At 49.2% G+C, this 25,645-nt stretch carries 19 protein-coding genes; 9 read left to right on the forward strand and 10 right to left on the reverse strand.

Features of this window, described 5'->3' with window-relative positions; all coding sequences use genetic code 11:
- Nucleotides 1–14: 14 nt before the first annotated feature.
- Both proQ and J9880_RS21120 read right to left on the reverse strand, forming a co-directional pair.
- On the reverse strand, nucleotides 15–704 hold the full coding sequence (gene proQ, locus J9880_RS21115) for an RNA chaperone ProQ (RefSeq protein WP_015697850.1): 690 nt from the start codon (nucleotides 702–704) through the stop codon (nucleotides 15–17).
- Between the two features lie 95 nt (nucleotides 705–799).
- Nucleotides 800–1,297 carry a GAF domain-containing protein gene (locus J9880_RS21120; RefSeq protein ID WP_095921419.1) on the reverse strand — a complete coding sequence of 166 codons (498 nt, stop codon included), beginning with the start codon at nucleotides 1,295–1,297 and terminating at the stop codon, nucleotides 800–802.
- A gap of 255 nt (nucleotides 1,298–1,552) precedes the next feature.
- Between J9880_RS21120 and yebS the strand changes: the two genes are divergently transcribed.
- From yebS to J9880_RS21145, 5 genes are all read left to right on the forward strand, one after another.
- A complete protein-coding gene (yebS, locus tag J9880_RS21125) occupies nucleotides 1,553–2,800 on the forward strand; it encodes a membrane integrity lipid transport subunit YebS (protein WP_095921418.1) in 1,248 nt (415 codons plus the stop codon).
- Nucleotides 2,769–5,399 carry a PqiB family protein gene (locus J9880_RS21130; protein WP_232769889.1) on the forward strand — a complete coding sequence of 877 codons (2,631 nt, stop codon included), beginning with the start codon at nucleotides 2,769–2,771 and terminating at the stop codon, nucleotides 5,397–5,399. Before yebS ends, J9880_RS21130 begins: the two co-directional genes overlap by 32 nt.
- Nucleotides 5,400–5,483: 84 nt before the next feature.
- Nucleotides 5,484–7,001 (forward strand): 16S rRNA (cytosine(1407)-C(5))-methyltransferase RsmF, encoded by a 1,518-nt coding sequence (gene rsmF, locus J9880_RS21135; protein ID WP_131693480.1) that lies wholly within the window; start codon nucleotides 5,484–5,486, stop codon nucleotides 6,999–7,001.
- 370 nt (nucleotides 7,002–7,371) lie between these two features.
- Nucleotides 7,372–9,093, forward strand: coding sequence for a sensor domain-containing diguanylate cyclase (locus tag J9880_RS21140; protein WP_131693481.1), 1,722 nt, complete (start codon nucleotides 7,372–7,374; stop codon nucleotides 9,091–9,093).
- 201 nt (nucleotides 9,094–9,294) lie between these two features.
- Nucleotides 9,295–9,537: a YebV family protein gene (locus J9880_RS21145; RefSeq protein ID WP_013576157.1), complete on the forward strand. Its 243-nt coding sequence runs from the start codon at nucleotides 9,295–9,297 to the stop codon at nucleotides 9,535–9,537.
- Between the two features lie 43 nt (nucleotides 9,538–9,580).
- Here the strand turns inward: J9880_RS21145 and J9880_RS21150 are convergent, their stop codons facing one another.
- The 4 genes from J9880_RS21150 to J9880_RS21165 form a co-directional block, all read right to left on the reverse strand.
- Complete coding sequence (locus J9880_RS21150; RefSeq protein ID WP_095921414.1) at nucleotides 9,581–10,231, reverse strand: hypothetical protein; 651 nt, start codon at nucleotides 10,229–10,231, stop codon at nucleotides 9,581–9,583.
- Between the two features lie 95 nt (nucleotides 10,232–10,326).
- Entirely contained in the window at nucleotides 10,327–10,719 is a 393-nt protein-coding gene (locus tag J9880_RS21155) for an ASCH domain-containing protein (RefSeq protein WP_095921413.1), read from the reverse strand.
- 97 nt (nucleotides 10,720–10,816) lie between these two features.
- A complete protein-coding gene (locus tag J9880_RS21160; RefSeq protein ID WP_232769890.1) occupies nucleotides 10,817–13,657 on the reverse strand; it encodes a WG repeat-containing protein in 2,841 nt (946 codons plus the stop codon).
- Nucleotides 13,657–16,419 carry a WG repeat-containing protein gene (locus tag J9880_RS21165; RefSeq protein ID WP_232769891.1) on the reverse strand — a complete coding sequence of 921 codons (2,763 nt, stop codon included), beginning with the start codon at nucleotides 16,417–16,419 and terminating at the stop codon, nucleotides 13,657–13,659. The genes J9880_RS21160 and J9880_RS21165 overlap by 1 nt, the downstream gene beginning before the upstream one ends.
- A gap of 517 nt (nucleotides 16,420–16,936) precedes the next feature.
- On the opposite strand from J9880_RS21165, the gene J9880_RS21170 reads away from it, so the two are divergent.
- Nucleotides 16,937–17,194, forward strand: a complete 258-nt coding sequence (locus tag J9880_RS21170) for a DUF1883 domain-containing protein (RefSeq protein ID WP_095921410.1) — start codon at nucleotides 16,937–16,939, stop codon at nucleotides 17,192–17,194.
- A gap of 360 nt (nucleotides 17,195–17,554) precedes the next feature.
- Nucleotides 17,555–18,733, forward strand: a complete 1,179-nt coding sequence (locus J9880_RS21175) for a M20 aminoacylase family protein (protein WP_095921409.1) — start codon at nucleotides 17,555–17,557, stop codon at nucleotides 18,731–18,733.
- 4 nt (nucleotides 18,734–18,737) lie between these two features.
- On the opposite strand, the gene J9880_RS21180 is transcribed toward J9880_RS21175, so the two are convergent.
- The 4 genes from J9880_RS21180 to J9880_RS21195 form a co-directional block, all read right to left on the reverse strand.
- Nucleotides 18,738–19,436 (reverse strand): extensin-like domain-containing protein, encoded by a 699-nt coding sequence (locus J9880_RS21180; RefSeq protein ID WP_095921408.1) that lies wholly within the window; start codon nucleotides 19,434–19,436, stop codon nucleotides 18,738–18,740.
- A gap of 337 nt (nucleotides 19,437–19,773) precedes the next feature.
- A complete protein-coding gene (gene adhP, locus J9880_RS21185; protein ID WP_095921407.1) occupies nucleotides 19,774–20,787 on the reverse strand; it encodes an alcohol dehydrogenase AdhP in 1,014 nt (337 codons plus the stop codon).
- 131 nt (nucleotides 20,788–20,918) lie between these two features.
- The gene (locus J9880_RS21190) at nucleotides 20,919–21,137 is read right to left on the reverse strand and encodes a DUF7661 family protein (RefSeq protein WP_131694601.1); all 219 of its coding nucleotides are present in this window, start codon (nucleotides 21,135–21,137) and stop codon (nucleotides 20,919–20,921) included.
- Between the two features lie 113 nt (nucleotides 21,138–21,250).
- Nucleotides 21,251–21,664, reverse strand: a complete 414-nt coding sequence (locus tag J9880_RS21195; protein ID WP_133822581.1) for a GNAT family N-acetyltransferase — start codon at nucleotides 21,662–21,664, stop codon at nucleotides 21,251–21,253.
- Nucleotides 21,665–22,338: 674 nt separating this feature from the next.
- Between J9880_RS21195 and J9880_RS21200 the strand changes: the two genes are divergently transcribed.
- Both J9880_RS21200 and J9880_RS21205 read left to right on the forward strand, forming a co-directional pair.
- On the forward strand, nucleotides 22,339–22,848 hold the full coding sequence (locus J9880_RS21200) for a hypothetical protein (RefSeq protein WP_232769892.1): 510 nt from the start codon (nucleotides 22,339–22,341) through the stop codon (nucleotides 22,846–22,848).
- An 8-nt stretch (nucleotides 22,849–22,856) separates the two neighbouring features.
- Nucleotides 22,857–25,598, forward strand: a complete 2,742-nt coding sequence (locus tag J9880_RS21205; protein WP_232769893.1) for a KGGVGR-motif variant AAA ATPase — start codon at nucleotides 22,857–22,859, stop codon at nucleotides 25,596–25,598.
- Nucleotides 25,599–25,645 lie beyond the last annotated feature (47 nt).

Here is a 25,645-nt window from a genome sequence, read left to right on the forward strand (position 1 = left end):
AGTTGGCCTCCGTATCAGAACTGCAAATGTTCTGCGCGTACAATCATCGCCAGACCCGAAGAGAGTTGAACGCGAACACCGTCTTTGGCAATTTCCAATACGGTTGCATCCATCGCACTCTTACCTGCTCTGACTTTGATTTCCTGGCCAATTTGCAGTTTTGAAATGTCTGTTACTGGCACCTGACGCGGTTCACGTTTTTCCTCACGCGGTGGGCGAGGTGTACGTGGTTTGCGATTTTCCTGACCAGCCACAGCTGCGGGCGCATTTTCACGACGCGGCGCAGGTTTTTTAGCGGCCGGACGTGGACGACGTGGCTCAGTGGTTTCACCGGCTTCACGACGTTTAGCCTGTTGTTCTGCACGTTGTGCCTGAACACGGGCTTTCGCTTCTTCCAACTGTTTACGGGCATGTTCTACGTGCTGCTCTTCAAGAACGCCACATGAATTACCATCAAGGTCAACGCGTTCCGCGCCAACTTTAACGCCGTACAGATAGCGCCAGCTTGAGGTATACAGACGCAGAGCAGAGCGTAACTGAGTTTTGCTCAGATTCTCTTCACCTTGCACGCGTTCGACCAAATCCGCAAAGATACCGATCTTTAATGGGCGTGCTTCGCCTTCGGCGGTAAAACAGAGCGGGAACCGCTCAGCCAAAAAGGCGATGACTTCTTTACTACTGTTCAACTTAGGTTGATTTTCCATGAAATTTCCTGATTACAACGGGTTTGCCAACCGGCGCAGGCATGAACAGGCGTCATTATAATGACGCCGTTATTAAATGCCACGTTATCCGACGATCAACTTACGATCAGATTGACATATTTTTCAGCATCGCAGTGTTCGAGATGCTGGCAAAGCCCGCTGACCAACTCTGTCAGCCCCTGTTCATCAGCTTCATCGAAGCGTTGATAAACGGTGCTATCAATGTCTAATACGCCGATCACTGTGCCATTTACCGTCACCGGCAACACAATTTCAGCATTACTTGCTGCGTCACAGGCGATATGCCCCGGGAAGGCATGAACATCCCCTACACGCTGTACGGTGTTTTCCGCTACTGCAGTACCGCAGACGCCTTTTCCTACCGGAATACGCACGCAGGCAATTTTACCCTGGAATGGCCCCAGCACCAGCGTTGTGCCGTCCATCAGATAAAAACCTACCCAGTTCACGCCTTCAAGACGCTCATAAAGTAAGGCACTTGCGTTCGACAGAGTCGCAATGAAATTGTTTTCTCCGGCGATCAACGCGTTCAAATCACGTTTTAATTCCGTGTAGAATGCTTCTTTATTCATAGTAACCAATAATAACCTAAGGGCACTGAGCCGTTCTGTTGTGCTTAACCTCTATAAAATAAGCATTAAATGCCCATATGAACAAGGTTAATCCTGTGTGACATCAAAAAGACTCACCTACAATAACTGTTTGCCGACCGCATAATACGTTATTTTGTCAAAAAAACCTGGCTGATCTTGGCCTGATGGCCTCGCCTGACCCCTGACGGGGATGCGTAATTGTAACAACAGGTATTCTTTACTATTCCAGGTACTATGAAAATACACACAATATCAGCCCAGTTACCGCACGTTCGTTACCAGCGATGCAATGAATGCGATTACCTTTTCACGCTCCCGGCGCTGAAACGGACGCAGACAGCGCATTGCCCGCGTTGTAACGCCAAAGTGGAGAAAGGCAAGGTCTGCTCCCTGCCCCGGCTGATCACGATGGCCATCAGTATTTTGTTGCTGATGCCATTCGCCTATACCGAACCGCTGATCAGCATCCGTCTTCTCGGCACGCGTATCGATGCCAGCCTGCTCGAAGGCATCTGGCAGATGTCGCGTCAGGGCGATCCGGTCACCGCAAGCATGGTGGCGTTTTGTACCATCGGTGCGCCACTGACACTGGCGGTTTCCATTCTTTATCTGCATTTTGGCCACAAACTGGGGATGAATCTCAAACCCGTGTTGCTGATGCTTGATCGCCTGAAAGACTGGGTAATGCTCGATATCTATCTGATCGGCATGGCCGTCGCCAGCATCAAGGTCAAAGAATATGCCGATATCAATGCCGGTATGGCGCTGGCGGCCTATCTGATGATGACCGTGATGGTCACGCTGACGATGATTAATCTGAATATTGAGCAACTGTGGGAAGAGTTTTATCCGCAGCGCCAGCCGAAGGGCGTACCGTCATCACTGCGTCTGTGCCTCGCCTGTAAATTCACCGGTTTGCCGGATGAGCGCGATCGTTGTCCTCGCTGTCATGTCCCCATGCGACTACGCTACAAACACAGTCTGCAAAAAACCTGGGCGGCATTGATCGCGGCAATCATGTTTCTCATTCCCGCCAATTTGCTGCCGATTTCCATCATTTACGCCAACGGGCAGCAACTGAAGGACACCATATTTTCCGGCGTTGTTTCCCTCGCCACGTCCGGGAACGTACCGATTGCGGCGATTGTGTTTATCGCCAGCGTGCTGGTGCCTTTTACCAAAGTCATTGTGATGCTGACGCTGTTGCTCAGTATTCATTTCAAAGCGATTCAGGGACTGAAAACGCGTATCCGTTTACTCCGGCTGGTCACCTGGATCGGACGCTGGTCGATGCTCGATTTGTTTGTTATTTCATTAATGATGTCGCTGGTAAACCGTGACCAGCTTTTGTCTTTTACAATGGGACCGGCCGCCTTTTACTTTGGCTCTGCCGTGATCCTGACCATTCTTGCCGTTGAATGGCTTGATAGCCGCTTGATTTGGGATGCACATGCAACAGGAAACGCCGAATACACCGACTGAAGCACGGATAAAACACAGGCGCCGGATTTCGCCTTTCTGGCTTCTGCCGTTTATTGCTTTACTCATCGCCGGATGGCTGATTTACAGCAACTATCAGGAACGCGGAACCACTGTCACGATTGATTTCCAGTCGGCAGCGGGCATTGTTGCGGGCCGGACACCTGTACGCTATCAGGGTGTAGAAGTCGGCACCGTGGAATCCATCAGCCTGACGAAAGACCTGCGCACCATTCAGGTGAAAGTCAGTATCAAAAGTGATTTATCAGATGCACTGCGCGACGGGACACAGTTCTGGCTGGTCACGCCGAAGGCCTCACTGGCCGGGGTTTCCGGTCTGGATGCGCTGGTAGGCGGTAACTACATCGGCATGATGCCCGGTCCGGGCAACGAGAAAAATCATTTCACCGCCCTCGATACTCAGCCTAAATTCCGCCTGAATACCGGCGAACTGATGATTCATCTGCACGCAAAAGATCTGGGCTCACTCAGCACCGGCTCGCTGGTGTATTACCGTAAAATCCCGATCGGTAAAGTTTACGATTACGACATTGAAAGCGGTAACGACGGCGTCACCATTGATTTGCTGATCGACAAACGTTTCGCCGGTCTGGTTAAGGACAACACGCGCTTCTGGAATGTGTCCGGTTTCAAGGGCGATTTCAGCCTGAGCGGAGCCAAAGTGCAGATGGAAAGCCTCGCCGCGCTGGTCAACGGCGCAGTGGCGATGGACTCCCCGAATGACGGAAAACCGGCCAAAGCCGATCAGTCTTACGTGCTGTATCCCGATCTGGCACAGAGCCAGCGCGGCGTTGAAATCACGCTGGATCTGCCAAACGGCAACGGATTGTCCGAAGGACAAACGCCGCTGCTCTATCAGGGGCTGCAGGTCGGTACGCTGACCAAAGTCACCTTACAGCCGGATAACAAAGTCACCGGCAAGCTGACGGTCGATCCCTCCGTGCTCGATATGATGCGCGACGGTACGCGCATCGAAATGAACAGCCCGAAAATCAGTCTCGATAATGCCAACCTCAGCCAGTTGCTGACCGGCAACACCCTTGAACTGATCCCGGGCGACGGCGAACCCCAAAAACACTTTGTGGTCCTCGACAGCAACCAGCGGCTTTTGCAGAATCCCGGCGCCGTAAAAGTCCAGCTGATTGCACCGCAAAGCTATGGCATTGATGCGGGGCAGCCAATCAAGCTCTACGGTATTAACGTCGGTACGGTGATTGACCGGACCCTGACCGATGAAGGCATTCTGTTCAATGCCGCCATCAAACCGGAATACAAAAACCTGCTGCACAAAGACAGTAAGTTTGTGGTTAACAGCCGCGTTGACGTGAAACTGGGTATTGATGGCATGGAAGTGCTGGGAGCCAGCGCGCAGGAATGGGTAGATGGCGGTATCCGCATTATTCCCGGCAGCAAAGGCGCACCTGCGCAGAAATACCCGCTTTACAGTAATGCGGAAAAAGCGGCAGAAGGCATTCAGGGCGACCAGCCCGGCGCCACTCTGACGCTGACAGCCAAAAGCCTGCCAGATGTGCAGGCGGGTTCTGTGGTGCTCTACCGCAAATTCCAGGTAGGACAGATTGTCAACGTGCGTCCTAAAGCGAACGAGTTTGAAGTGGATGTTTATATCCAGCCGCAATACCGTAACCTGCTCAGCGACAAGAGTATTTTCTGGGCAGAAGGTGGCGCAAAAGTACAGTTAAACGGCAGCGGCCTGACCGTTCAGGCCTCTCCGCTGGATCGTGCGCTGAAAGGCGCTATCAGTTTCGATAACCTGGAAGGCGTCACCACCAGCAAGGGCGCGAAGCGGGTTCTGTATGATTCAGAAACCTCGGCGCGGGCTGTCGGCAGTCAGATCACACTGAACACTTATGACGCCAGCAAGCTTTCTGCCGGTATGCCAATCCGTTATCTGGGTATCACGATTGGTCAGGTTGAATCGCTGAAACTGGATCCGCAACTGAATCAGGTATCCGCCAAAGCCGTGCTGTATCCGGAATACGTGGATAATTTCGCCCGTCGCGGTTCGCGGTTCTCCATTGTCTCGCCTGAGATTTCAGCAGGCGGCGTCAGCAATCTGGAAACGCTGCTTCAGCCCTACATCAACGTTGAGGCGGGAAAAGGTGTCCCGGCGCGTAATTTCGATTTGCAGGAATCCACCATCACCGATTCCCGCTACACCGACGGACTGGGCATTGTCGTGGATGCAGCTGAAGTCGGTTCACTGCAAATCGGCACTCCGGTGCTGTTCCGTGGCATTGAAGTCGGCACGGTATCAGGCTTTTACCTTGGTGCGATGGCCGACCGCGTTAACGTGACTCTGCGGATCAGCAAGAAATACCAGTATCTGGTCCGCGAAAACTCGGTGTTCTGGCTGGCATCCGGTTATGACCTGCAGTTCGGCCTGACCGGTGGGGTGTTCAAAAGCGGGACGTTCCAGCAGTTTATCCGCGGCGGTATCGCCTTCGCGACGCCACCGACCACGCCACTGGCACCGAAAGCCGCCAACGGCAACCATTTCCTGCTCAATCCGGAAGCGCCAAAAGACTGGCAGAAATGGGGAACGGCAATTCCGAGAAATTAACCGGTATTGTTTTTATCGGGGCCACCTTCGGGTGGCCTTTTCATTGCCAGCCCGCGAGGGAACATCCTATTGCGGCAGGTAAATATGCTAAACTCCGCGACAGAAAACTTATTCAGTTCTGGAACCGCACTCTTGTCAAAGCTCACTCCTGCCAGCAGTTTTGCTGATAAATTACCCGCCGCTTTTCTGGACGCGACCCGCGCCATCATGCCTGCCAGCCTGAGCATGGATGATTTTATTGCAGCCTGTCAGCGCCCTCTTCGTCCCAGCCTGCGGGTCAACACCCTGAAAATCAGCGTGGATGATTTCCTGGCACTTGCCAGCCGTTATCAGTGGGATTTAGAACCGGTACCGTGGTGTGCCGAAGGTTTCTGGATCAACCGCCATGCGCTGGATGAATCACGTCTGGGTAATGCCCTGTCGCATCTGGCGGGGCTGTTCTACATTCAGGAAGCCAGTTCGATGCTGCCGGTTACCGCGTTATTTGCGCATGATACGCAACCGGCGCTGGTGATGGATGTCGCGGCCGCACCGGGTTCCAAAACCACGCAAATTGCCGCACTGATGGAAAACCGGGGCGGCATCGTCGCCAATGAGTATTCCGCCAGCCGTGTCAAAGTGCTGCATGCCAATATCAGCCGCTGTGGCGTCAGCAACACGGCGCTGACGCACTTTGACGGGCGCGTATTTGGTGCCGCACTGCCGGAAACCTTTGATGCTATTTTGCTGGATGCGCCCTGCTCAGGCGAAGGCGTTATCCGCAAAGATCCTGATGCCATGAGTAACTGGTCTGAAAACAGCGTGACGGAAATCGCCGCAACCCAGCGCGAACTGATCGACAGTGCATTTCATGCCCTCAAACCCGGCGGCGTGCTGGTTTATTCCACCTGCACCCTGAACGCGCAGGAGAATCAGCAAGTCTGCCAGTGGCTGCTTGAAACCTATGCTGATGCAGTAGAAACGGAATCGCTGGCAGACCTGTTCGCCGGAGCGCAGAAAGCCGTCACCCCGGAAGGCTATCTGCACGTTTTTCCTCAGGTTTATGATAGCGAAGGCTTCTTCGTTGCCCGTTTTCGTAAAACGAATTCCGTTCCGCGATTGCCGGTACCGGGATATAAAGTGGGCCGTTTCCCATTCTCTCCGCTTTCCCGTCAGGACAGCGCGGAAATCATCGCCGCTGCCGGTCAGTCCGGACTGTCATGGCCCGCGAAGCAGTACACGATCTGGCAACGTGACAAAGAGATCTGGTTGTTCCCTGCTGTACTGGAACCTTTGTTCGGTAAAGTACGTTTCTCACGCATCGGCGTCAGGCTGGCAGAGCGTTTTCCAAAAGGCTTCCGCTGGCAGCATGAAGCCGTGGTGGCGTTCAGCGATCCGCAGGCTAAAAACCGTTTTGAAATCGATGACGAGCTGGCGCAAAACTGGTTGCGCGGGGTGGATATTTATCCGGAAACGGCTCCGCCCGCCGATGAATGTCTGGTGACGTGGCTCAATCAGCCACTGGGGATCGCCAAACGTATCGGCAGCCGGATAAAAAACAGTCTGCCGCGCGAACTGGTGAGAGACGGTGCAATACGGCCACAGACGTTATCAAACGATTAAATTAATTTAACCATTATGCAAACTTCTGTGCCATGAGAACCTCCTGATGGCGCAGAATATTCTATTTAATCCGCAGCAAAAACGATTAAAATTATCCTAATAGGAGTTTAGGCGAATTCTGTACAACATAGCCTTTAGGTGAAATCAGGGTGACAAAGTGCATAGAACAATTCCCTCTGGAAAATTTTATGCTGCTTATCGTGGATAACTATTTATATTATCAAGAAAGGTTTATTGAATTATAAGTAGGAATAATCCTATCGTGGCATGTATTATTGCCGTCTGGAAAACATTGCCAGTGATATATCCTTTTCAGATATAAATCTTAATGCCAGATGTTGAGTAAAGACCTGCCAGTCGGAGAAGTGCCATGTCAGATGAAATGAAACTCGAATCAGCAGATGGACTGCTTTTACAGCAAATGGCCAGCCTGCGGGATATTATCGATAACAATTCTGACTGGATCTGGGAAGTCGATACGCAGGGGCGTTATGTTTTCTCCTCGAATAAGTGCATCGAATTTCTGGGCGTCCCGCCCGAAAAAGTATTAGGAAAAACCCCTTTTGACTTTATGCCCCCTGATGAGGCAAAACGGGTCGGCGAACAGTTCGCCGCCATCGTGGAACGTCGCGCGCCTTTTGGCGGTCTGTTAAATCGCAATATCCGCCCCGATGGTACGGAAGTGATTCTCGAAACCAGCGGCGTTCCGCTCTTCGATGCCGAAGGTAATTTTCGCGGATACCGTGGAATCGACCGCAACCTGACCAGTCTGGATCAGGCACCCGGTCAGCGTCTTTTCCAGCTGGAAAACATCTATTCCAATGCCCCGGTGGGCCTGTGTTTCATTGATTTGCAGATGCGCTATGTCACGGTCAATGATGCCATGGCAAACATTATCGGCCTGCAACCCTATGAAGCGATTGGCCGCAAAATCGGGGTATTTCTGCCAGGGCTTTCTCCGCTGCTCAATAACGCACTGGAACTGGCACAGCGCAACGAAACGACACCCGACCGCGAATTTTCCGTACCCGGAAAAAATCAGGTGTTCTTCGTGCGTATCAAAGCCGCTTATGACGCGCAAAATCAACTTAATGGCCTGTCTGTCGCGATGACGGATATCACCAGCCTCAAGCGGATGGAGCGGGCGCTGCGTGAAAGTCAGGAACACTACCGCAATATGGTCGAGCTGAACCCGCAGATCCCCTGGACGGCGGATCCGCGCGGCATGCTCAATGACGTGAGTTCACGTTTTCAGCGGATCACCGGCATGACGCGGCAGGATATTCTGGCGGATAAGTGGATCCAGAGCATGCATGTCGAAGACCGCCGTGCAGCGGTACAGACCTGGGAACAATGTCTGAAAACCGGTGCGCCGCTGGATATTGAAGTCCGTTTCTGCCATGTCGATCGTGGCTGGAACTGGATGCGCATTCGTGCCGCTGCGAGCTATGCGACCGACGGTTCCATCCAGCGCTGGTATGGCACCGCCGAAGACGTGCATGAGCGCAAATTGCTGGAACTGAAACTGGTCAAGGCCAACCGCCGCCTGGAAATTCAGGCACGCACTGATTCGCTGACCAAGCTGCCCAACCGCCGTGAGTTTAAAAAGGTGCTCAGCCACGAATATATGCGCGCCAAACGTAACCGGACGCCGCTGACCGTGGTGATGATCGACATCGATTACTTCAAGCATTTTAACGATCATTACGGCCATCTTTCCGGCGATGCCTGCCTGCGTCTGGTCGCCCGTACGTTACGGCGATCTCTCAAACGCAGTACCGACGTGGTGACCCGTTTTGGTGGCGAAGAATTTGCCGCCATTCTGCCGGACACCGATTTGAAAGGCGCGTGGATTGTGGCACAGCACATCATGGAATCGATTGAATCGCTGGGCATTAAACACAGTTTCAGCGAGTTCAACCGCGTGACCATCAGTCAGGGGATTGCGACCTATATGCCGGATCAGGATCCAGGCATTGAAGATCAGTCCGATATCGTGAGCGCCGCCGATGAAGCCCTGTATCTGTCGAAAAACAATGGCCGTAACCAGATTAACGCCATGCCGGTCTCAGTACGATTTAATCAGCTCTGACGTCATCCGGGAACCGCGCGCCTCTGCCGTACGGTTCCTTATCCTTCCGGTTTTCCCCTTTGTCCCCTGCCTGCTTTGTGCATCCGTGAAAATTCGGGTGGCACTTTTTGTGCTGTCGGCTATCCTCAATAGAGGGGAGACCAACTGGTCATACCTGATGTTCTATCAATCAATCGTGTCACCACTGGCAAGGAGTACCTGATGGGAAAATCGAGTATCAGAATTGGCAGTTATGAAATTGACGATGCACATCTCTCGACGCCCGAAGCAAAAGGCGGAGATAAAGTGCATATCCCGTGCAAGTCAGACCCTGATTTATGTATGCAACTTGATGCCTGGGATGATCACACCAGTGTTCCGGCGGTAGTCGATGGTCGTCACTCTGTGTTGTACAAGGAAAAGTATGACGAACAGAAAGATGAGTGGATTATGCGACTGGAGTAACACAGCATGGCGAACGGGATTTTGTTCGCCATGCCGCTTGCGGTCAGTCCACGTTTTCGACCAGTGCAATACCGCGTCCGGCAAAAAATCGGCCGAAAACCGCCACGGGCAAGGTGACATCTTGCTGGGTGGACACATCGTGGCCCGATGGATTATGAAAAGTCACCGACGCCTGATCGGCCCTTGTGACCAGAACCAGATGCCCGCCTTTGCGAGGCGGCACAGAATCAGGGATTCGAATCGACGGATGCACCGAGGCGATGAAGAACCGGTGCTGTTCCAGCTCCCCTGCAATATCTTGTGCTGAAATATCTACCCGTACCCGCGCCGTTAACCCTAATTCCTGACCCACATAATCGACAAAAGGCGCGTAGATCAGCCCCTTAATATTGTCCCCTTCACGAACGTAAGCGCCATACGCCAGGCTGCGTTGCGTCAGCGACAGGATTGGCTCGACTTTGCCGGAAACTGCCGCCAGAACCATTTTCAGGCAACACATTCCGCAAACATGGTTCGCCCATTCAATAAATTCCTGCTGGTTTGAAGCGCCGGACTGCGCCCATAACGTGACATCGCTGAGCTGGAGATCCCCGGCGATAATGCCTGCGGCACAATCGGGATCTTCCCACTGGCTGAAATAAGGTATTCCGGAACGTGTTGCAAACGCGCGCTGATTAACTGAATTCACTGACATGACATATTCCTGAACGACAGATCGACAACATCAGGTTGATCATATGACGGGGGTAAGTAAGGCCTGATCGTCCTGATCAGGCCGTAAAAGTGGGATCAGAACTTCTCAACCAAGCGGAACTTCATCAGTAACAGCGGCATGGTCGGTTCAAACATATCGTATTCTTCGAAGAAACGCTGATGCTCAGCGCGCCAGTAAGCCAGCGTGCGGTCACCTTCCCCTTCTTCCCAGGCGTGCTGCTCAGTCACCTGATCGAAAGGAACTTGTTTCACTTCGGTCAGCTGTACGGCACACACCGGATTATTGCGCCCATCGACCACCACAAAGATTTCGCCAGGTTCAGGTTCGGGATCATCATCGAGATTTGAACAGGTAGCTGTTTTTGTGCCTGCAATAACACGCTTAGCCAGTTCGTCTGCTGACGACTCGGTATCACCAAACGACCAGCGCTCTGCGTCCCTGTATTTAAGTGGGATCTGCGGAATCATAATTTATCCTTTCAATTGAGATAGTTCACTGCCATAACAGTTAAACATTAGCACAAAAAAACCCGCCGTAGCGGGTTTTGCAAGCCGGGAAAACGTCTTAAGGTTTGCAGTTATCCGGCATTGTCGCCGGCCACTGCCGCGCACTGCCTGCACCGTAAAGCACGGCGATACCGCATTCTTTATCCAGCCGGGCAAGAGGTTTACCTGTTTTGTCGATCATCATCGACATCGCTGACGTAGAGACCACGGCAACCCCGCTGTCAAACGGCGATACGGCACTGAAAAGCGGTGCAATGACAAAATTACCCTGCACGTCAACAAAGCCGTAATGGTTGTCTGCTTTGGCAAAGGCCAGTCCGTCGACCGGTAAACCTAAATCAGCATAAGATACGCCATCGTTCTGCTGGCCCTGACCGTTGATCCAGGTTTTCAAACCGTCGGTGCGGGTCAATACTGCCCGCTCCCCCACCATCCGGCTGGCCTGGCCTTGTACCGTCAGTACCAGTTTACCGGTGTTGTCGACATAGCGTGTTGCCGGGGCATTGTCCTGAGGATCGTAAGAAACCGACCAGGCGCTGGCTGGCGGCATCACCCATTTACCTTCTGGCATTGCCGCAACGCGCGCGCCTTTCGCATCGATAAGCTCATAGCCAGCGGGAGTCGCCCGTAATGCCCGATCTTGTTCAAATGCCGACCCCTGGGTGTCGACGACCGGCTGAATTTGCCACTCACCCTGCGCTGAGACATAACCTTGCTGCGGCTGTCGGGATAATTTCACCCAATCGCCAAGCGCGCTGATATGCGTTTGTTGCTCATGCAGTTCAATATTGCCTTGCGCATCCAGCAGCCACGACTGCCCTGCGGCGGACGACGCCAGGATCCGGCCATCACTGAACTGGGTGACGGATAATCCTGCTGTCGGCGCAATTCTCGCTTTCGCATCATTGCCGATGATTTCAGCGATGACACTTGATCCGGGCTGATCAGCCGTCGCAGGCTGGGTCAGCAACCACAGCGCGGCATTAATGCGCTGCACTTTGGCATACTTCGCTTCGACGGTTGTTTTGCCCTGACTGTCGACAATCCCCCACAAGCCCTGCGGCGTCTTAAACGCAGCGAGGCCATCAGCGTAAGTACCGACATCCTGCCACGAAGGCTGAACAACGGTTTTCTGGCTGAGCACATCATAGATGCCCCACAGCGCGCCTTCTGCAGCAGTTTCGCGATAGCGGAACCAGCCGTTGCCGACAGACTCGATTTCAAATACATCAGGCAAGTTATAATGCTTACCCGCGTGATCCAGCGCAGTCAGTTTGCCATCCAGATAATCCAGCGCATAACCTTGTACGAAAGGCGAAATATTGTCTTCCGTCAGCGGGATAACGATTTTGCCCTGCGCATCCACCACGCCGGTGCCATCCGCCGTTCTGACAATAAACTGCCCGATTTCATTACTGCTGTCTGCGGGCTCAATATCTTGCCATTTGCTGTCCAGCTGGAGAGAGCCGTCAGGACGCAGGAAGCCTGCGCCATTTTTACTGTCTGCGGTTTCCGGGCGAATCAGCGCCAGAGGGGATTGTGGCGTCGCGGCATCATTGCTGACATTCAGAGGTTCAATCCGGCTGTGATCGAGGGTGCTGACGGTCTTCGGATTCAGTAGCGCCTTGCCGGTTGCATCAACCACATTCACCACATCGCCCTGCTCATTACGCAGCCACAGGCGATGATTAATGACTTCTGCACTGTCAATTTGCGCCAGCCAGCCTATGGTTTGTGAACCGCCGATCATGCCGCCGGAAGGCCCCACAATGGCGTTCACTTTTTTCTGCTCACCTTTGGTGGTCACTAAGAACTCACCCGTGCCCTGCTGCCAGGGTTCACTGCCTGCGGGCAAGGTCAGCGGTTGTTTACGTCCGGGAACATACAATGTGAGCGTGTCTTTGGTTGCCGGATCCAGAACATAATCTCCAGACACACGCAACGCCCCGGCATTCGCTTCACTGAAGGTCGCGATAACGGCGGCCGAATTATCGAGCAACTTAATGCCGTCAGCTGTTTTAGCCAGCCAGAACGCGCCCGTTTCTTCACTGACCGACAAATATTTTTGGTCATCCTGCACACCATCGCTGCGGATCAACGTTATGCCATCAGCATTTTTCGCCAGCGCAACGGAAGGATTATGAGGATCAAGATTGATGGAGGCGTACTGAGGCTGAACGCGCCAGGTCAGATTACCATCCACAATGCCGTAGCCTTTGCTGGCATTGAAGGCAATAAACAGATCATCTGAACCGAACGGCTCAACGACTTCCATTTTATCCGTAGCGACATGGCGTACGCCATCCGGAGAAAGCAGAACACTATTAAATGACAGGGCAAGGCGCGCAGGCATGCCATCGCTCAGGGTAGCTTCATCCACCAGCTCATCGAGCGGTTTACCCACCGGCACACCTTTGCGGTCAATGAGTTGTGGCTTACCGCCCGTGGTCACCACCGCAATACCTGACTGAGTGAAGGGCTGAACATGGTCAAAGGCTGGCTGAATCATCCAGTTCCCGGTCAAGTCGATGTAGCCCCACTTGCCCTGCTGCATGGCGGCAGCGGCTCCGTAGTGGTAATCACCAACCTGCTCAAAGACAGGTTTGATGACCAGTTGCCCCTGATTATCCAGAAAACCCCAGCGTTCACCTGCCGCATCGGCGGCCGGTAAAAGCACGGCAGCCCGGCCTTCATGGACATCCCGTATGCACACATTCTGCACGACAGGCAACGCATTACGCGTCTGTGCCTCAACCTGTGCCTCCGGTAACGGCGCGGAACAACCCGCGGGTTCAGCCGCCATCGCGGAGGTTGTCAGCGTCAATAAGGCCAGTGAGCTACCGGTATTCATCGCACAACGAAGTGCAGTTCGCAGCCTTGAAGGTTTGCTGACCATCATCAATTACCTCCGGTACCACATGCCGGAGCCTTGGCAGGCCAGAGATAAGCCCCCTTGGCATCCACAATGACCCGCTGATTACAGCGCACCTGAATTTTAGCCTGAACGCCACCTTCTGCATTCAGCAAACTGACCACACCCTTGCCTCCGGCCCAGGCATGCTTCTCGCTGAAATCACCCGCCCAGTCGAACTTCGGCAAAATGGCGAAGCGACCGGTGGTGTTGATGTATCCCAACAGATTGCCATAGGTCGATTTTTTCATGGCGGTAGCAAAATTATTATTCATCGCCCCGACCTGATCGAAGTACGAACCGATCATTTTTTTACCCTGCTGATCAACAAACCCGTACAGACCTTTGTTATCACGCATCGGGATAACACCGGAACTGGCTTTATCGGCAAGCAAGCTGTCAGGTCCGGCGAAGCGCTGGATCTCGTTACCGTCATTGTCGTAAAGCACGGTTTCGCCGGTCACGTCATCATTCATCACCAGACGTGCCAGTGAATTGAGTGGCTGAGCCTGCTCGAAACCGTCTAACGGCACCGCACCGTGATCATTAATCAGCATAGTACGTCCATCGCTCACCGCACGGCTGAGGTTCAGCGGAGCGATGAAATGGAATGCGGCCGTATAAAGTGGCTGAATTTGCCAGTCGCCCTGAGTATTGATCGCACCAAAGTGAGGGGAGAAACCCAGCATGACCCGGTCACCCTGAACAGAACTTGATGACGCCACAATGGCTTTGCTGACAGGGCAACGTCCGGTGCGATCCAGCAAGGCAACACCGCCTTGTGAAGGCTGAACCAGCCAGTGATTTTGCCCCACGAGTTGCGGCCTTGAGAGTAAATCGGAGGCGATAACCTGGCCGCTTTCCGCACTGTAAAGACTATAGTGGCTGGCAAGGGCACCGCGTTCGCCCGGCTGATCATTATCAGACAGGGTAAACATGCCCTGCCCGATATACTGGAATTTACCACTACGGCTGGCCTCAGGCGCAATCGCCCAACTGCCGTCGGTTCCGATCACTCCCCAGCCCGCCTCAGTTTGCGCTAAGGCATAACCGTCATTAAAAGATTCCACCTGAATAAACTGAGGTGCCGCTTTGATGCTTTTGCTCGCGATATCCCACAAGCCCCAGCGCAGGGTATCTTTCTCACCTTCCGTATAAAACACTAAGCCGGATGACAGACGTTGAGTGCTTTTCTGAATATTTGCCGGTACATCAACAGCATTGCCATTACGGTCAATCAGGCGTGTTGTATCGGCAGTGCCGTTATTTTCAACGGCCCACGTGTAATCGCCGTTAAACGGACTGATTTGCGTATACACCGGCTGGATGACCCATTTCCCCGCCGCATCCACAGCACCCACTTTTTTATCTTCCGTGTGGATGATAAGCGGTGCCTGAGTGGTGTTGCCCTCTACAGAGGCCCACTGAGGGTCCGAAAGGACATTCCCTTGGGAGGTAAGAATGGCAGGAGGTTTGGTGTTGTCCGTCGGGGTGAGAACCGCCCACGGCAGGTTGTGCGTCGCGTCACTGCTGGCCTCTGGCAACGTACCGAGGTCATCCGTAAGAGGCAGGGTGTCGAGAGGCTGTAACTGATAATCTTTAAGTGCCGTCAGCGTCGCATCACTAAGCAGTGCAACGCCATTATTGTCATAAACCTGCGCGACCTGCGGCGTTTTGCCTTCTGTCTGCATGACCCACAGGCGGTTGCCTTGTTGCAGAATTTGCGGCTTATTCACTTTCAGCGAAGCAATCTGATTATCAGCACCGATGATCACGATCCCTTTACTGCCCGTCCCCAGTGTGGCTTTACCCCAGACGAGCAGATTCTCTGACTGGTCCTGTGGGATATCCTGCACTTTTTCCAGTTTGCTGTTCAGCAGTTGCTTACTGTTGTCGCCTGCCGTGACCAGCCAACTGCCGGACGCCAGAGGACGCACCGATTTGTACTGTTCTTTACTGAGTGATACGCCCTGACGATCCACCAACGCCCAGACATTCTTCGTTTTCACCGCCACGACATCCCCGCCGAGCTGCGGCTCATCGCGGGTTTTCAGGATCATCGGGTCAATTGCCCACTCACCATTTTCGTCGAGGTATCCCCAGTAACCTTCATCCGAAGAGTCACGTTTTTTCGCCGGGATCAGCCCTGACTGAGGCAAATCAATTGCCATCACATCATCAGGCAGGGAAAGGGAACTGTCGGTGGAGGCATTCCACAGCGCCGGAGAAACCTGCGTTTGCACGCTGGCCAGTGCCTGACCGCCGACGAACCCCTGGCTATCCAGAGAAACGGCGAACGGCAGTGTTTTCACCACCGCGCCTTTGCGGTCAATCAGTGCCAGACGATTGTCTGTCACAACCAGTGCGGTGCCTTGCGCATTAAAATCTGTCGCGCGCGTGAAGCGAGGCTCAATAACCCAATGGCCTTTCTTATCGATATAGCCAAATTTGTCACCTTTTTTCGCCGCCGCCAGATCGTTCGCAAAACCGCGCGCTTCGCTGAAATCTGGTTTGATCACCATGCGCCCGGTGGTATCGACGTAGCCCCACAATGGCTCACGGGATAGCCCCACCTGCACAGGAGAAAGCCCCTGCTGGAAAGGTAACTGGCAGTCTTTTGCCGTTTTTGCATTACCACATGCCCGTAACAGCGCGTCATCCGCATGTACCGGCAGGCTAAAAAACGCATTCAGAACCAGGGATAACGCACTGAAGTTTCTGAGATATTTGAATTTTTCGGAGCAATTCATCCGATGCCCTTATAACTGGATAAAATGAGAAAGTGTAGCGCACGCTTTTTTTTCATCACCCGCAAAAATGGACGTGTGAGACGGTAAAAAATCCGATAATAATCAATTTCAAGCGTACGCACATGCCATACCTCTATAGGGTGTCAGCTTGTGAAAGAAAAAGCAGCTAATTTATTACTCTGTAACGAATGAACACCCTTCTTCGCTATGCACGATGAGAGGCTGCACATGTTACCGTTCGCTGTCATTTCCCACTCCCCGATAACCTCATAATTACATTTTGACGCGTTTCGTTAAAACAGGATCATTTTCTTTTACATACATCAGTCTGGTGAATAATTAATCTTTGAAAGATTCCTGCAAGTTTTGATTAAAGTCATTATTCCCCCCTCTTTAGTCTGGTTTTATAGATTCCAGAGCGTTATGTGACCAATATCACTCCCGGTCTGGGTGACGTATAACCTGGCAGTGTTCGGTTACAGCGTATTTCAGGTGCTTTATCTCATTGGGGGAAGTCATGCCTATCGTTCGAGCCAGATTGAGTCTGTTTGGTGGCGACACCGTCGTCATCCGTTGTTCAGAAAAATGTCACATTCATCTGATGTGTGAAAATGATGTTGAGCGAAAAGGACGTCACTCAGGTTTCGGCGATATTTTGACGGTAAACGATCAAAATACTGCCTATGTGGGGATCCCCTATAAAGGGATATGGAGCGTCCTTATCGACTCTCAGTGCGACTCTCTGGAGCACTCAATCAGTTATATGCCTGCCTGAACCCCGCATTTCAGTACCCGCACTCAACACCATGTCTGCGACCCTTATCAGGTAGATGGATAACCATTTGCCTGATATTTCATATTGCCGGACTGCTTTCCCCACACCGCAACCTTATAAGTCACCGCGTATATCATCCACAGGCAAAATAATTTATTGCGTAACGTCACGTAAAAAATTTAACTCGTTACATCAATTACATATCGTTATTAAATTGTACATTCCATAAATTCAACAACCCTTTTTAAACCCCGATTAATTGATTGCCAGCCGCGATTTCACATTGCATTCTGTCAAAGGTAATGACGTGGCACCGGTCTGTATGGCCGGATTTCTTTCAGGCAAACACAGATCCTCATAATGAATAATAAATCACTTTGCACCATCGCTGACGTGGCTGATCTCCTTCCTCAGTTACGTAAAGTTCGCCAACACCTGCACCAGCATCCTGAACTGTCTAATGAAGAATCAGCCACGGCCGCGCTGGTCGCTGATAAATTGCAAGCCCTCGGTTATCAGGTTACCACCGCCATTGGCGGATACGGGGTGGTGGGTTCATTGACTCTGGGCAGCGGGTCACGCCGTATCGGTATCCGCGCTGATATGGATGCCCTGCCGATCACTGAGCAAACCGGCGTCAGTTATGCCAGTCAGACTCCGGGGAAAATGCACGCCTGCGGCCACGACGGACATACCGCAATGCTGCTGGGTGCCGCAGAACAGCTGGCACGCAGCAAAAACTTCTCGGGTACCGTTCATCTGATTTTCCAGCCAGCCGAAGAAATTGGTTTTAACAGCGGGGCCGAGCGCATGCTGGCCGAACAACTGTTTGAGCGATTCCCTTGCGATGCCGTTTACGGGTTGCACAATCATCCCGGCTATCCGGTGGGTAAAATGATGTTCCGGTCAGGTCCTTTTATGGCGGCGTGCGACACGGTGAATATCATCGTTCACGGTAAAGGTGGCCATGCCGCCCGTCCGCATATGACTGTTGACCCTATTCTGGTGGCCAGCAGTCTGGTCGTCGCGCTGCAATCCATTATTTCGCGCAATATTGACCCGAATGAAACAGCTGTTGTGACTATCGGCTCTTTGCATTCCGGGCATGCCGCCAATGTGATCCCTGAAACCGCCCGTCTTGAGATGAGTGTGCGTTCATTTGATCCGCAGGTACGTAAAATTCTGGAAGAACGTATCCGCACGCTGGTGGAACATCATGCCGCCGGTTATGGCGCCCGCGCAGAAATTGAGTATGTGCCCGGTTATCCGGTGCTGGTGAATCATGACCAGGAAACGGCTTTTGCGGTGGAAGTGGCAAAGGAACTGCTGGGTGAAGAGAACGTGGTCGATAACCTGCCGCCTATTTCCGGCAGTGAAGACTTTGCCTATTTCCTGCAGCAAAAACCCGGTTGCTTCCTGCGCCTGGGGAACGGGGACAGCGCGGTTCTGCATAATCCGGCGTACAACTTCAATGATGAGAGCCTGAGTTTCGGCGTGGCCTACTGGACCCGTCTGGTTGAACGCTATTTAGTGGATTAATGGCCTAGCGACAAAATCCAAACCAGCGCATGCCGAGGTGAAAGTGATTGGCATGCGCTGCGTTATAATCCGGTCCGATAGAATTTCCAAAAAACGGACAGCTTTCAGAAAATATCTGATGCACATACCGGCCTTCCGCACTGTCCTGCGGCCATTGTTTCAGCACCGTTAAATGACGCCCGTCTGCCAGCACGAATCCGGCAATATCCAATGCTTCAGCCGTAGCATGTTCACTTAGCCTTGCGTCAGGCTTGTTGTAAACATTACGACACGCATAACTGCCCAGATGGTCAATACGCACCAGCGGCGAACCTAATTGCTCGACAGCCAGCGGTTTTGCCACCTGAGACACAAACATCGCACTGCTGAGTGCAAGGCGGCAGCTCGCCAGATAACTTGAACTCAGGGAGACGTCACCCAATCCGCGCACACGCACAGGATCCGTCAGCGGACATTTACCGCCCATATCCCCCGCGCTATTGAACCTGATGGCACCCGCTTTCTGCGCACGCTCAAGCACCGCCAGACATGCCTGCGGATTATTATCCAGCTTCCTTAATTTGTAGCGGGTAATGAGATTTGGCGGATCCGAAATGGCCAGCGGCGTAAAGGGATTATATTCAGAGGGAATGTGACGATTAAGCCAGGGCGCACTGAAATAAGCGATGCCCAGTACCACAATAAGACTCACCCAATATCGCATAACTCTCCTTTACGTACTGTTCCGTTTCAGCACTACCCTGATTTTGCGAAAATAATAAGTCGAGTATAGCGCCTGAGTAAATAATGTTCTGACGGGGTTACAAGTCGGGGGATAACCTTACTTAGCTTTGACATAAATAGACATTGAGTTTGTTACTTTTATATCCGAAGACGATGTTTCTTCTCCTGTGTCCACTGTGAACTGTCCTTCATAGTGTGTAAGACCCTCGCATTACCCCTTTCAGCCCGCCCCGAGCGGGCTTTTTTTTTATCTGAATGCAAATAACAGAGTGACGCCGCCATCATCTTCAGCCACGCCACCCGATATTGTGCAAACCTTACTTGTGCGTAAAGTCGATCACCATTCTGCCTTTGATCTTACCTTGTTCCATTTCTTTGAAAATGGCATTGATATCACCAAGAGGACGTTTGGTCACTTTCGGCACCACTTTGCCTTCGGCGGCGAACTGGAATGCTTCAGCCAGATCTTCACGCGTGCCGACCAGTGAACCGACGACCTGAATACCGTCCAGAACCAGACGAGGAATATTGAGACTCATTGATTCAGGCGGCAAACCAACGGCGACAATACGGCCACCGGCACGCATTGCATCCACTGCGGAGTTAAATGCGGATTTCGCTGTGGCGGTGACAACAGCAGCATGCGCGCCGCCCACTTTTTCCTGAATAATTTTTGCCGCATCGTCTTTCAGCATATTAATGGTCAGATCTGCGCCCATTTCAGCGGCAAATTCCAGTTGCTGATCATTAACATCAATAGCAATAACTTTGGCGTTGAATACATTTTTCGCGTATTGCAAAGCCAGATTCCCTAAGCCACCCAGACCGTAAATCGCGATCCATTTGCCCGGCTGAATACCGGAGACTTTAACGGCCTTATAGGTGGTCACGCCCGCGCAGGTCACGCTGCTCGCTGCTGCAGATTCCAGACCATCCGGCACTTTCACCGCATAATCGGCGGACACAATGCATTCTTCTGCCATGCCACCGTCAGTCGTGTAACCGGCGTTTACCACATCGCGGCAGAGTGTTTCGTTGCCGGTAGTACAATATTCACAGTGCCCGCAACCTTTGAAGAACCAGGCGACGCTGGCGCGGTCGCCAACTTTCAGAGCCGTCACTCCGGGGCCGATTTTCTTAACGATACCAATCCCTTCATGCCCCAGGATGACGCCTGTTTTGTCACCAAAATCGCCGTTTTTCACATGCAGATCGGTATGACAAACACCACAGCACTCCATTTCTAAAAGTGCTTCACCATGTTCCAGGTCACGCAGAGTCTTCTCAACGACGCCCACAGAGTGGTCTTTATTAACAACAGCAGCTTTCATTTTCCTTTCCTCATCATTGTGGCGGAGCCTCAACGTTACAATGCTATCCGTCAGCCTGCAAATGAGAAGGAATCGCTTTTACAACCATGATCAAGAAGATAGCGGAAAGTTTTATTGCCATACGTACGTCATCACTCAACCCGTTTCACATCCGGAAAGCGTTCACTCGCTGACTCATGAAAGATATCGCCGAACCAACCGGGGATCTCTTCCTCCGTCATATCATCGGGAATGATGATGTCGTAAAGCCGTGAAAATTTTCTCTCGGCCATATCGGCACGGAAAACCTGCCAGCCATCAGACACTTTCTTAACGCCGAGATAACGGCCAAAAACGTGATAAATCAGCATATGTCTCCTTTCGTAGGCGGCATGGGGGTTAAGGGGAATCAGGGTGACAACAATCAGGCATGTTCAATGCCATTGCCAGATCATGGGACGGAACATGCCTTCGGATGGGGAAATTAAAGGATCTTTTTCATTGAAGGAGAAGCGTGGAAAATGAAATCGTTCCTTTCATAGAAGGGAATTGCTTCTTTCCTTGCATCAAGAAAAACAAAATTCATCTCTCTGCTTTTAGCCTCACTGACAGCGAAATCGAGAAGTAACCTGCCGGTTCCCGAGTGGCGATCCTTCTCATCCACGACCAGATCATCAATATGCAGATGAGAACCTCGTGCCAGCGTGTGGACGGGTCTTATGCCCATCACACCGATAATTCTTCCTTCAAGGGTAGCGGCAACGAGCTCATACCCATTCAGAGTTTGAACTCTCACGCTTCTTAAAAATTCGTCTTGGGTGAGGTTTCGTAGTTGAGCAATGATCGGGAATGCGCTTTCCCACTCTGAAGGGAGTAACTTTTTAATCAGAACAGTCATAAAACATCCAATTCAATAAGTAGAGCTATTATTTATAGGATTGTTATTATTATGTTGCAATGCAAATCGCTGTAATTGCAGGCATCAGCTCTCACTGAAAAGGCACTCTCTTCTTATCGATATGCTGCAGCGAATCCGCGGGATAAAATCAGTTTGGAAAAAGTGGCGGCAGGAAGTCCAAATGAGTAGCACTGAAGGTAACAGGAAGTGATGTAAGTGATGTAAGTGATGTAAGTGATGTAAGTGATGTAAGTGATGTAAGTGATGTAAGTGATTGTTTTAATGATAAGTGGTTGATTTAAAAAACAGGAAAAAAAAAGACCGAATACTTTACAACACCTTTTAAATCATGATGTTAAAGATATAACTGGCGACAGAATGGCGATAGTTTGACCACCCTTAGTTTGTGTACTCTATTTGCACCATAATTTTAAGTTGATTTATTCAATCAGCATACACGGTGGAAGGTCAATCCATGTATCGTCAAGATTGTCGGCGCCTCCTAAAGAGGCTTAACATTCCTCGAGTCTGAAGTTACTCACTACATGGCATGTTCATTCACGGAGATAGGTCACATGTTAAGTTACTCAATAGATGACTTGCTCCATTTTTGCGTATAGGATTGATTATATAACTTGAACTTACATCTAAGAGAGTTTATCTGGGAGTTTATAATGAAGTACACGGAGTATCTGAGTGCTGCTAGAAAACATGTTCAAACAAGTGAGGTTTTATATGATTCACTATTTATGCAATTGCAACAGCAACCCTTAAATAATGGTTCAACCAAAAGGTTAACTCTAAATTTATATTACATTTCTGGGTATGTTATTGAATGCGTCTTAAAGTATGGGATATATGCATTAATTGGGTATGACAAGGATACGGACATTACCAAAATTAACGTTAAAGGCATTACATACAACAATAATATTAAGCACCATAAATTTTCAGTTTATGATGAATACTTTAATCGGGAATACCCTGGATTAATATTAGTTGATAGAAAAGACAATATCACATCTGAAGTCAAAAAGCTCTATAATGGATGGGATGCAGAGATAAGATATGTATACAATCCTATTCCTGAAAAATTCAAACACAGCGATGAACATGTTCACGTCATGCAGTTTAATGAGCATGCAAAAAGCATATTTAAACACGTTGAATCAAATATCAGGTAAAATATAATATGTTAATTTCATTTGTTGTTTTAGAAAAAATAAAAAAATCCTTGCAGCGCTTGAAAAATCAAAAAATATTGTCTAATTTCAATATTGATTTGACTATGAATCAGCTAGCTAGAATAACTATTGCAAGTGATAGAATAAAAAACATCTCCGATCTTACAGATGAGGATGAGTTTTTCAATGAGGTTGATTGTTATAATATAACATTTGATTTTATAACTGAGGAGAATGGTGTTGATGAAGATTATGCTTATTTATTTAAAAATAATAACATCAACTTCGGGCTTAGACGTTCGCTTGATAATTTGATTGAACCATCAAACGAAAAAATAGAAAATAAAACACCTGTTTTGACATTTTTCAGTTATAAGGGAGGAGTAGGTAGAACCACTTCTTTAGCTCTTTTTTGCGGATACTATGCAAGTTTTGGGAAAAAAATTTTTGTAGTCGATTGTGATTTCGAAGCTCCGGGTTTGATAAACTTTTTTAACATTTCTCAATTTGATAACCCTAAAAATGGAATAGTTGAATATCTTATTGATAGTAAGTTCTACCCTGACCTGAAATTAAATGACAAGTATATTTACGAAGTCCCTTCAGTATTTACCGGTGAAGGGAAAATTCATTTAATGCCAGCAGGAAACATATTTGGCGAAGAAAAAAATCATTATCTCGAAGGTTTATCTCGGTTGGATTTACAGGGTAGAGATTCCTTTACGAAAGATATAACCAATCTCCTTTCAAATATAAATAGTGAATATTCTCCAGACGTAATAATATTTGATTCTCGGACTGGATTTAACAACGTGTTTGGTTCTTTGTCAGAAATTTCTGATCTTGTGATTGCATTAAGTGGTGATGATCACCAAAACGAAGCTGGCATAGAATTTCTATTAGAAAGATTTTCTGAGATTAAAGAAGACAAAAAGTTAATCATGATCCTTTCGATAATATCTTCATCTATAACGAAAAGATTTGAAAGATTTAATAAGAAAGTCACAAGCTATTGCGAAGCATATTCTGACTTCAAAGTACCAACATTTATTTTCCAAAGAGAGAGTATGCTTGAATTGGTTGGTACTGAATTTGAGGATATTGAAGATACAAAGCATTTCATGTCTCACGTAGGATCAAATAGTTATAGTAAATTTTTTGAGTTCCTATCCGAGGAGCTAAAATCTTTATCAGAAAAAGGAATTAATACTTCAATTGAAGAACCTGTTGAAATTGTGCCACATATTAAGAGTGATGAAACTGCTGATTTAATAATTCAGAAGCTATCGTCAAGCTTACCTGACCCATATGCAGAAAATATAAAATATAATGATAGTTTCTTTCAAAAAGATTTTTATATCAGGCAATGCATGCAAGACCTTTTTTTACCTGAGTACAAAATATTATTAGGTGGTAAAGGGACAGGAAAAACAGCTTTCTACAAAGCGTTGCAAAATGATAGTTTCTTTAATTTGTTAGTCAAACGCGCAGAAAAAGAACAATCAAAATTCAAAGTCATTCATGCCATTGGAGATTATAATTCATCAGCAGGATCATATTTTGAATTGTCATCTCATTCGTCCTCATTTTTAGATGATGATAGTAAAATAAGAAGATTCTGGGTCATTTATTTATGGTTGGCCGTATGCCGTTCGGGTGTCATTGAAAAAGATGAAAATTATTTTGAAGTCAAAAATGACAATGCAACTTTTTTAAAATTTAAGGCTGTTGTTGATTCTGAAACACTGTATACTTTAGTAGAGGATTCTCTCGAAAAAGCTGAGAGTAACCTTAGGCACAGTGATTCTCGTTTAATAGTTACTTTTGATCAGTTAGACTTTGTGGTAATACCTAAAGATTGGAATAAAGGTATATCGCCGCTTATTCGCTTGTGTATATCAAACAATTGGGAGCGCATACAACCTAAATTATTTGTGAGAAGAGATCTATTCTCAAAACTTGGCAATTTGACAAATAAAAATGCTCTTGAAAAACAAACCATTAATTTAGAATGGTCGCATGAAGAGATGTATGCCTTCTTATTTAAGGTTGTATTTGCCTATGCACGTGATGAGTTTTTGAAATTTTTGAGTAGATATAAATCTGAAGATTTCATAAAAAATCAAATAGTTAAAAGATTGAACAAAAGGAATAATTTCAATCAACTTCCTGCTGATGAATATATCTTAAGACCTCTAACTGAGGTTTTCTTTGGTGAAAGTCGTGATAGTTGGAATAACGCTTACGATGAACTTTATACTAATATAAAGAATGCTGATCAAACTATCAGTTTGCGTCCATTTTTAGATCTAATAAAACTCGCTATAACTGAGCAGGTTCGTGACGATAATAAGTTGAGAGGTTCATCTGTATTAAGTATTCAGTATTGCATGTATAAAAGCGTAAGATCTCAGGCCGTAGATAAACATTTTAATGATTTAGCTAATGAAACGGGAAACGAACTTATACGCCTTTTCGTACAAGACATTCGGAATAGCGCTGTTCCTGATAGGCTAAAATGTTCATCTCTACTTCAAAATGATTTTGAGGAATTAGTTGAGTGTGTTAAAGAAAACCATGATTCTCTCAAATCTACTTCTATAAATCACTTTGAAGAAATGCTAGTCTTAAATGGAATTTTATTTGTAACTTATATTAGTGGAGGAAGAAAAAAATATTCTTTTGCTTTTCTATATAAATACTATCTCGGCTTACGTTCACCTAGTAATTTAAAAAAACCTAGAAACTAGCGATAACAGTCAGCTATTATAAATATTTTCATGGTGAACCGGCCCCT

The sequence above is a fragment of the Rahnella victoriana genome, assembly GCF_021276285.1.
Lineage (GTDB): Bacteria > Pseudomonadota > Gammaproteobacteria > Enterobacterales > Enterobacteriaceae > Rahnella > Rahnella victoriana.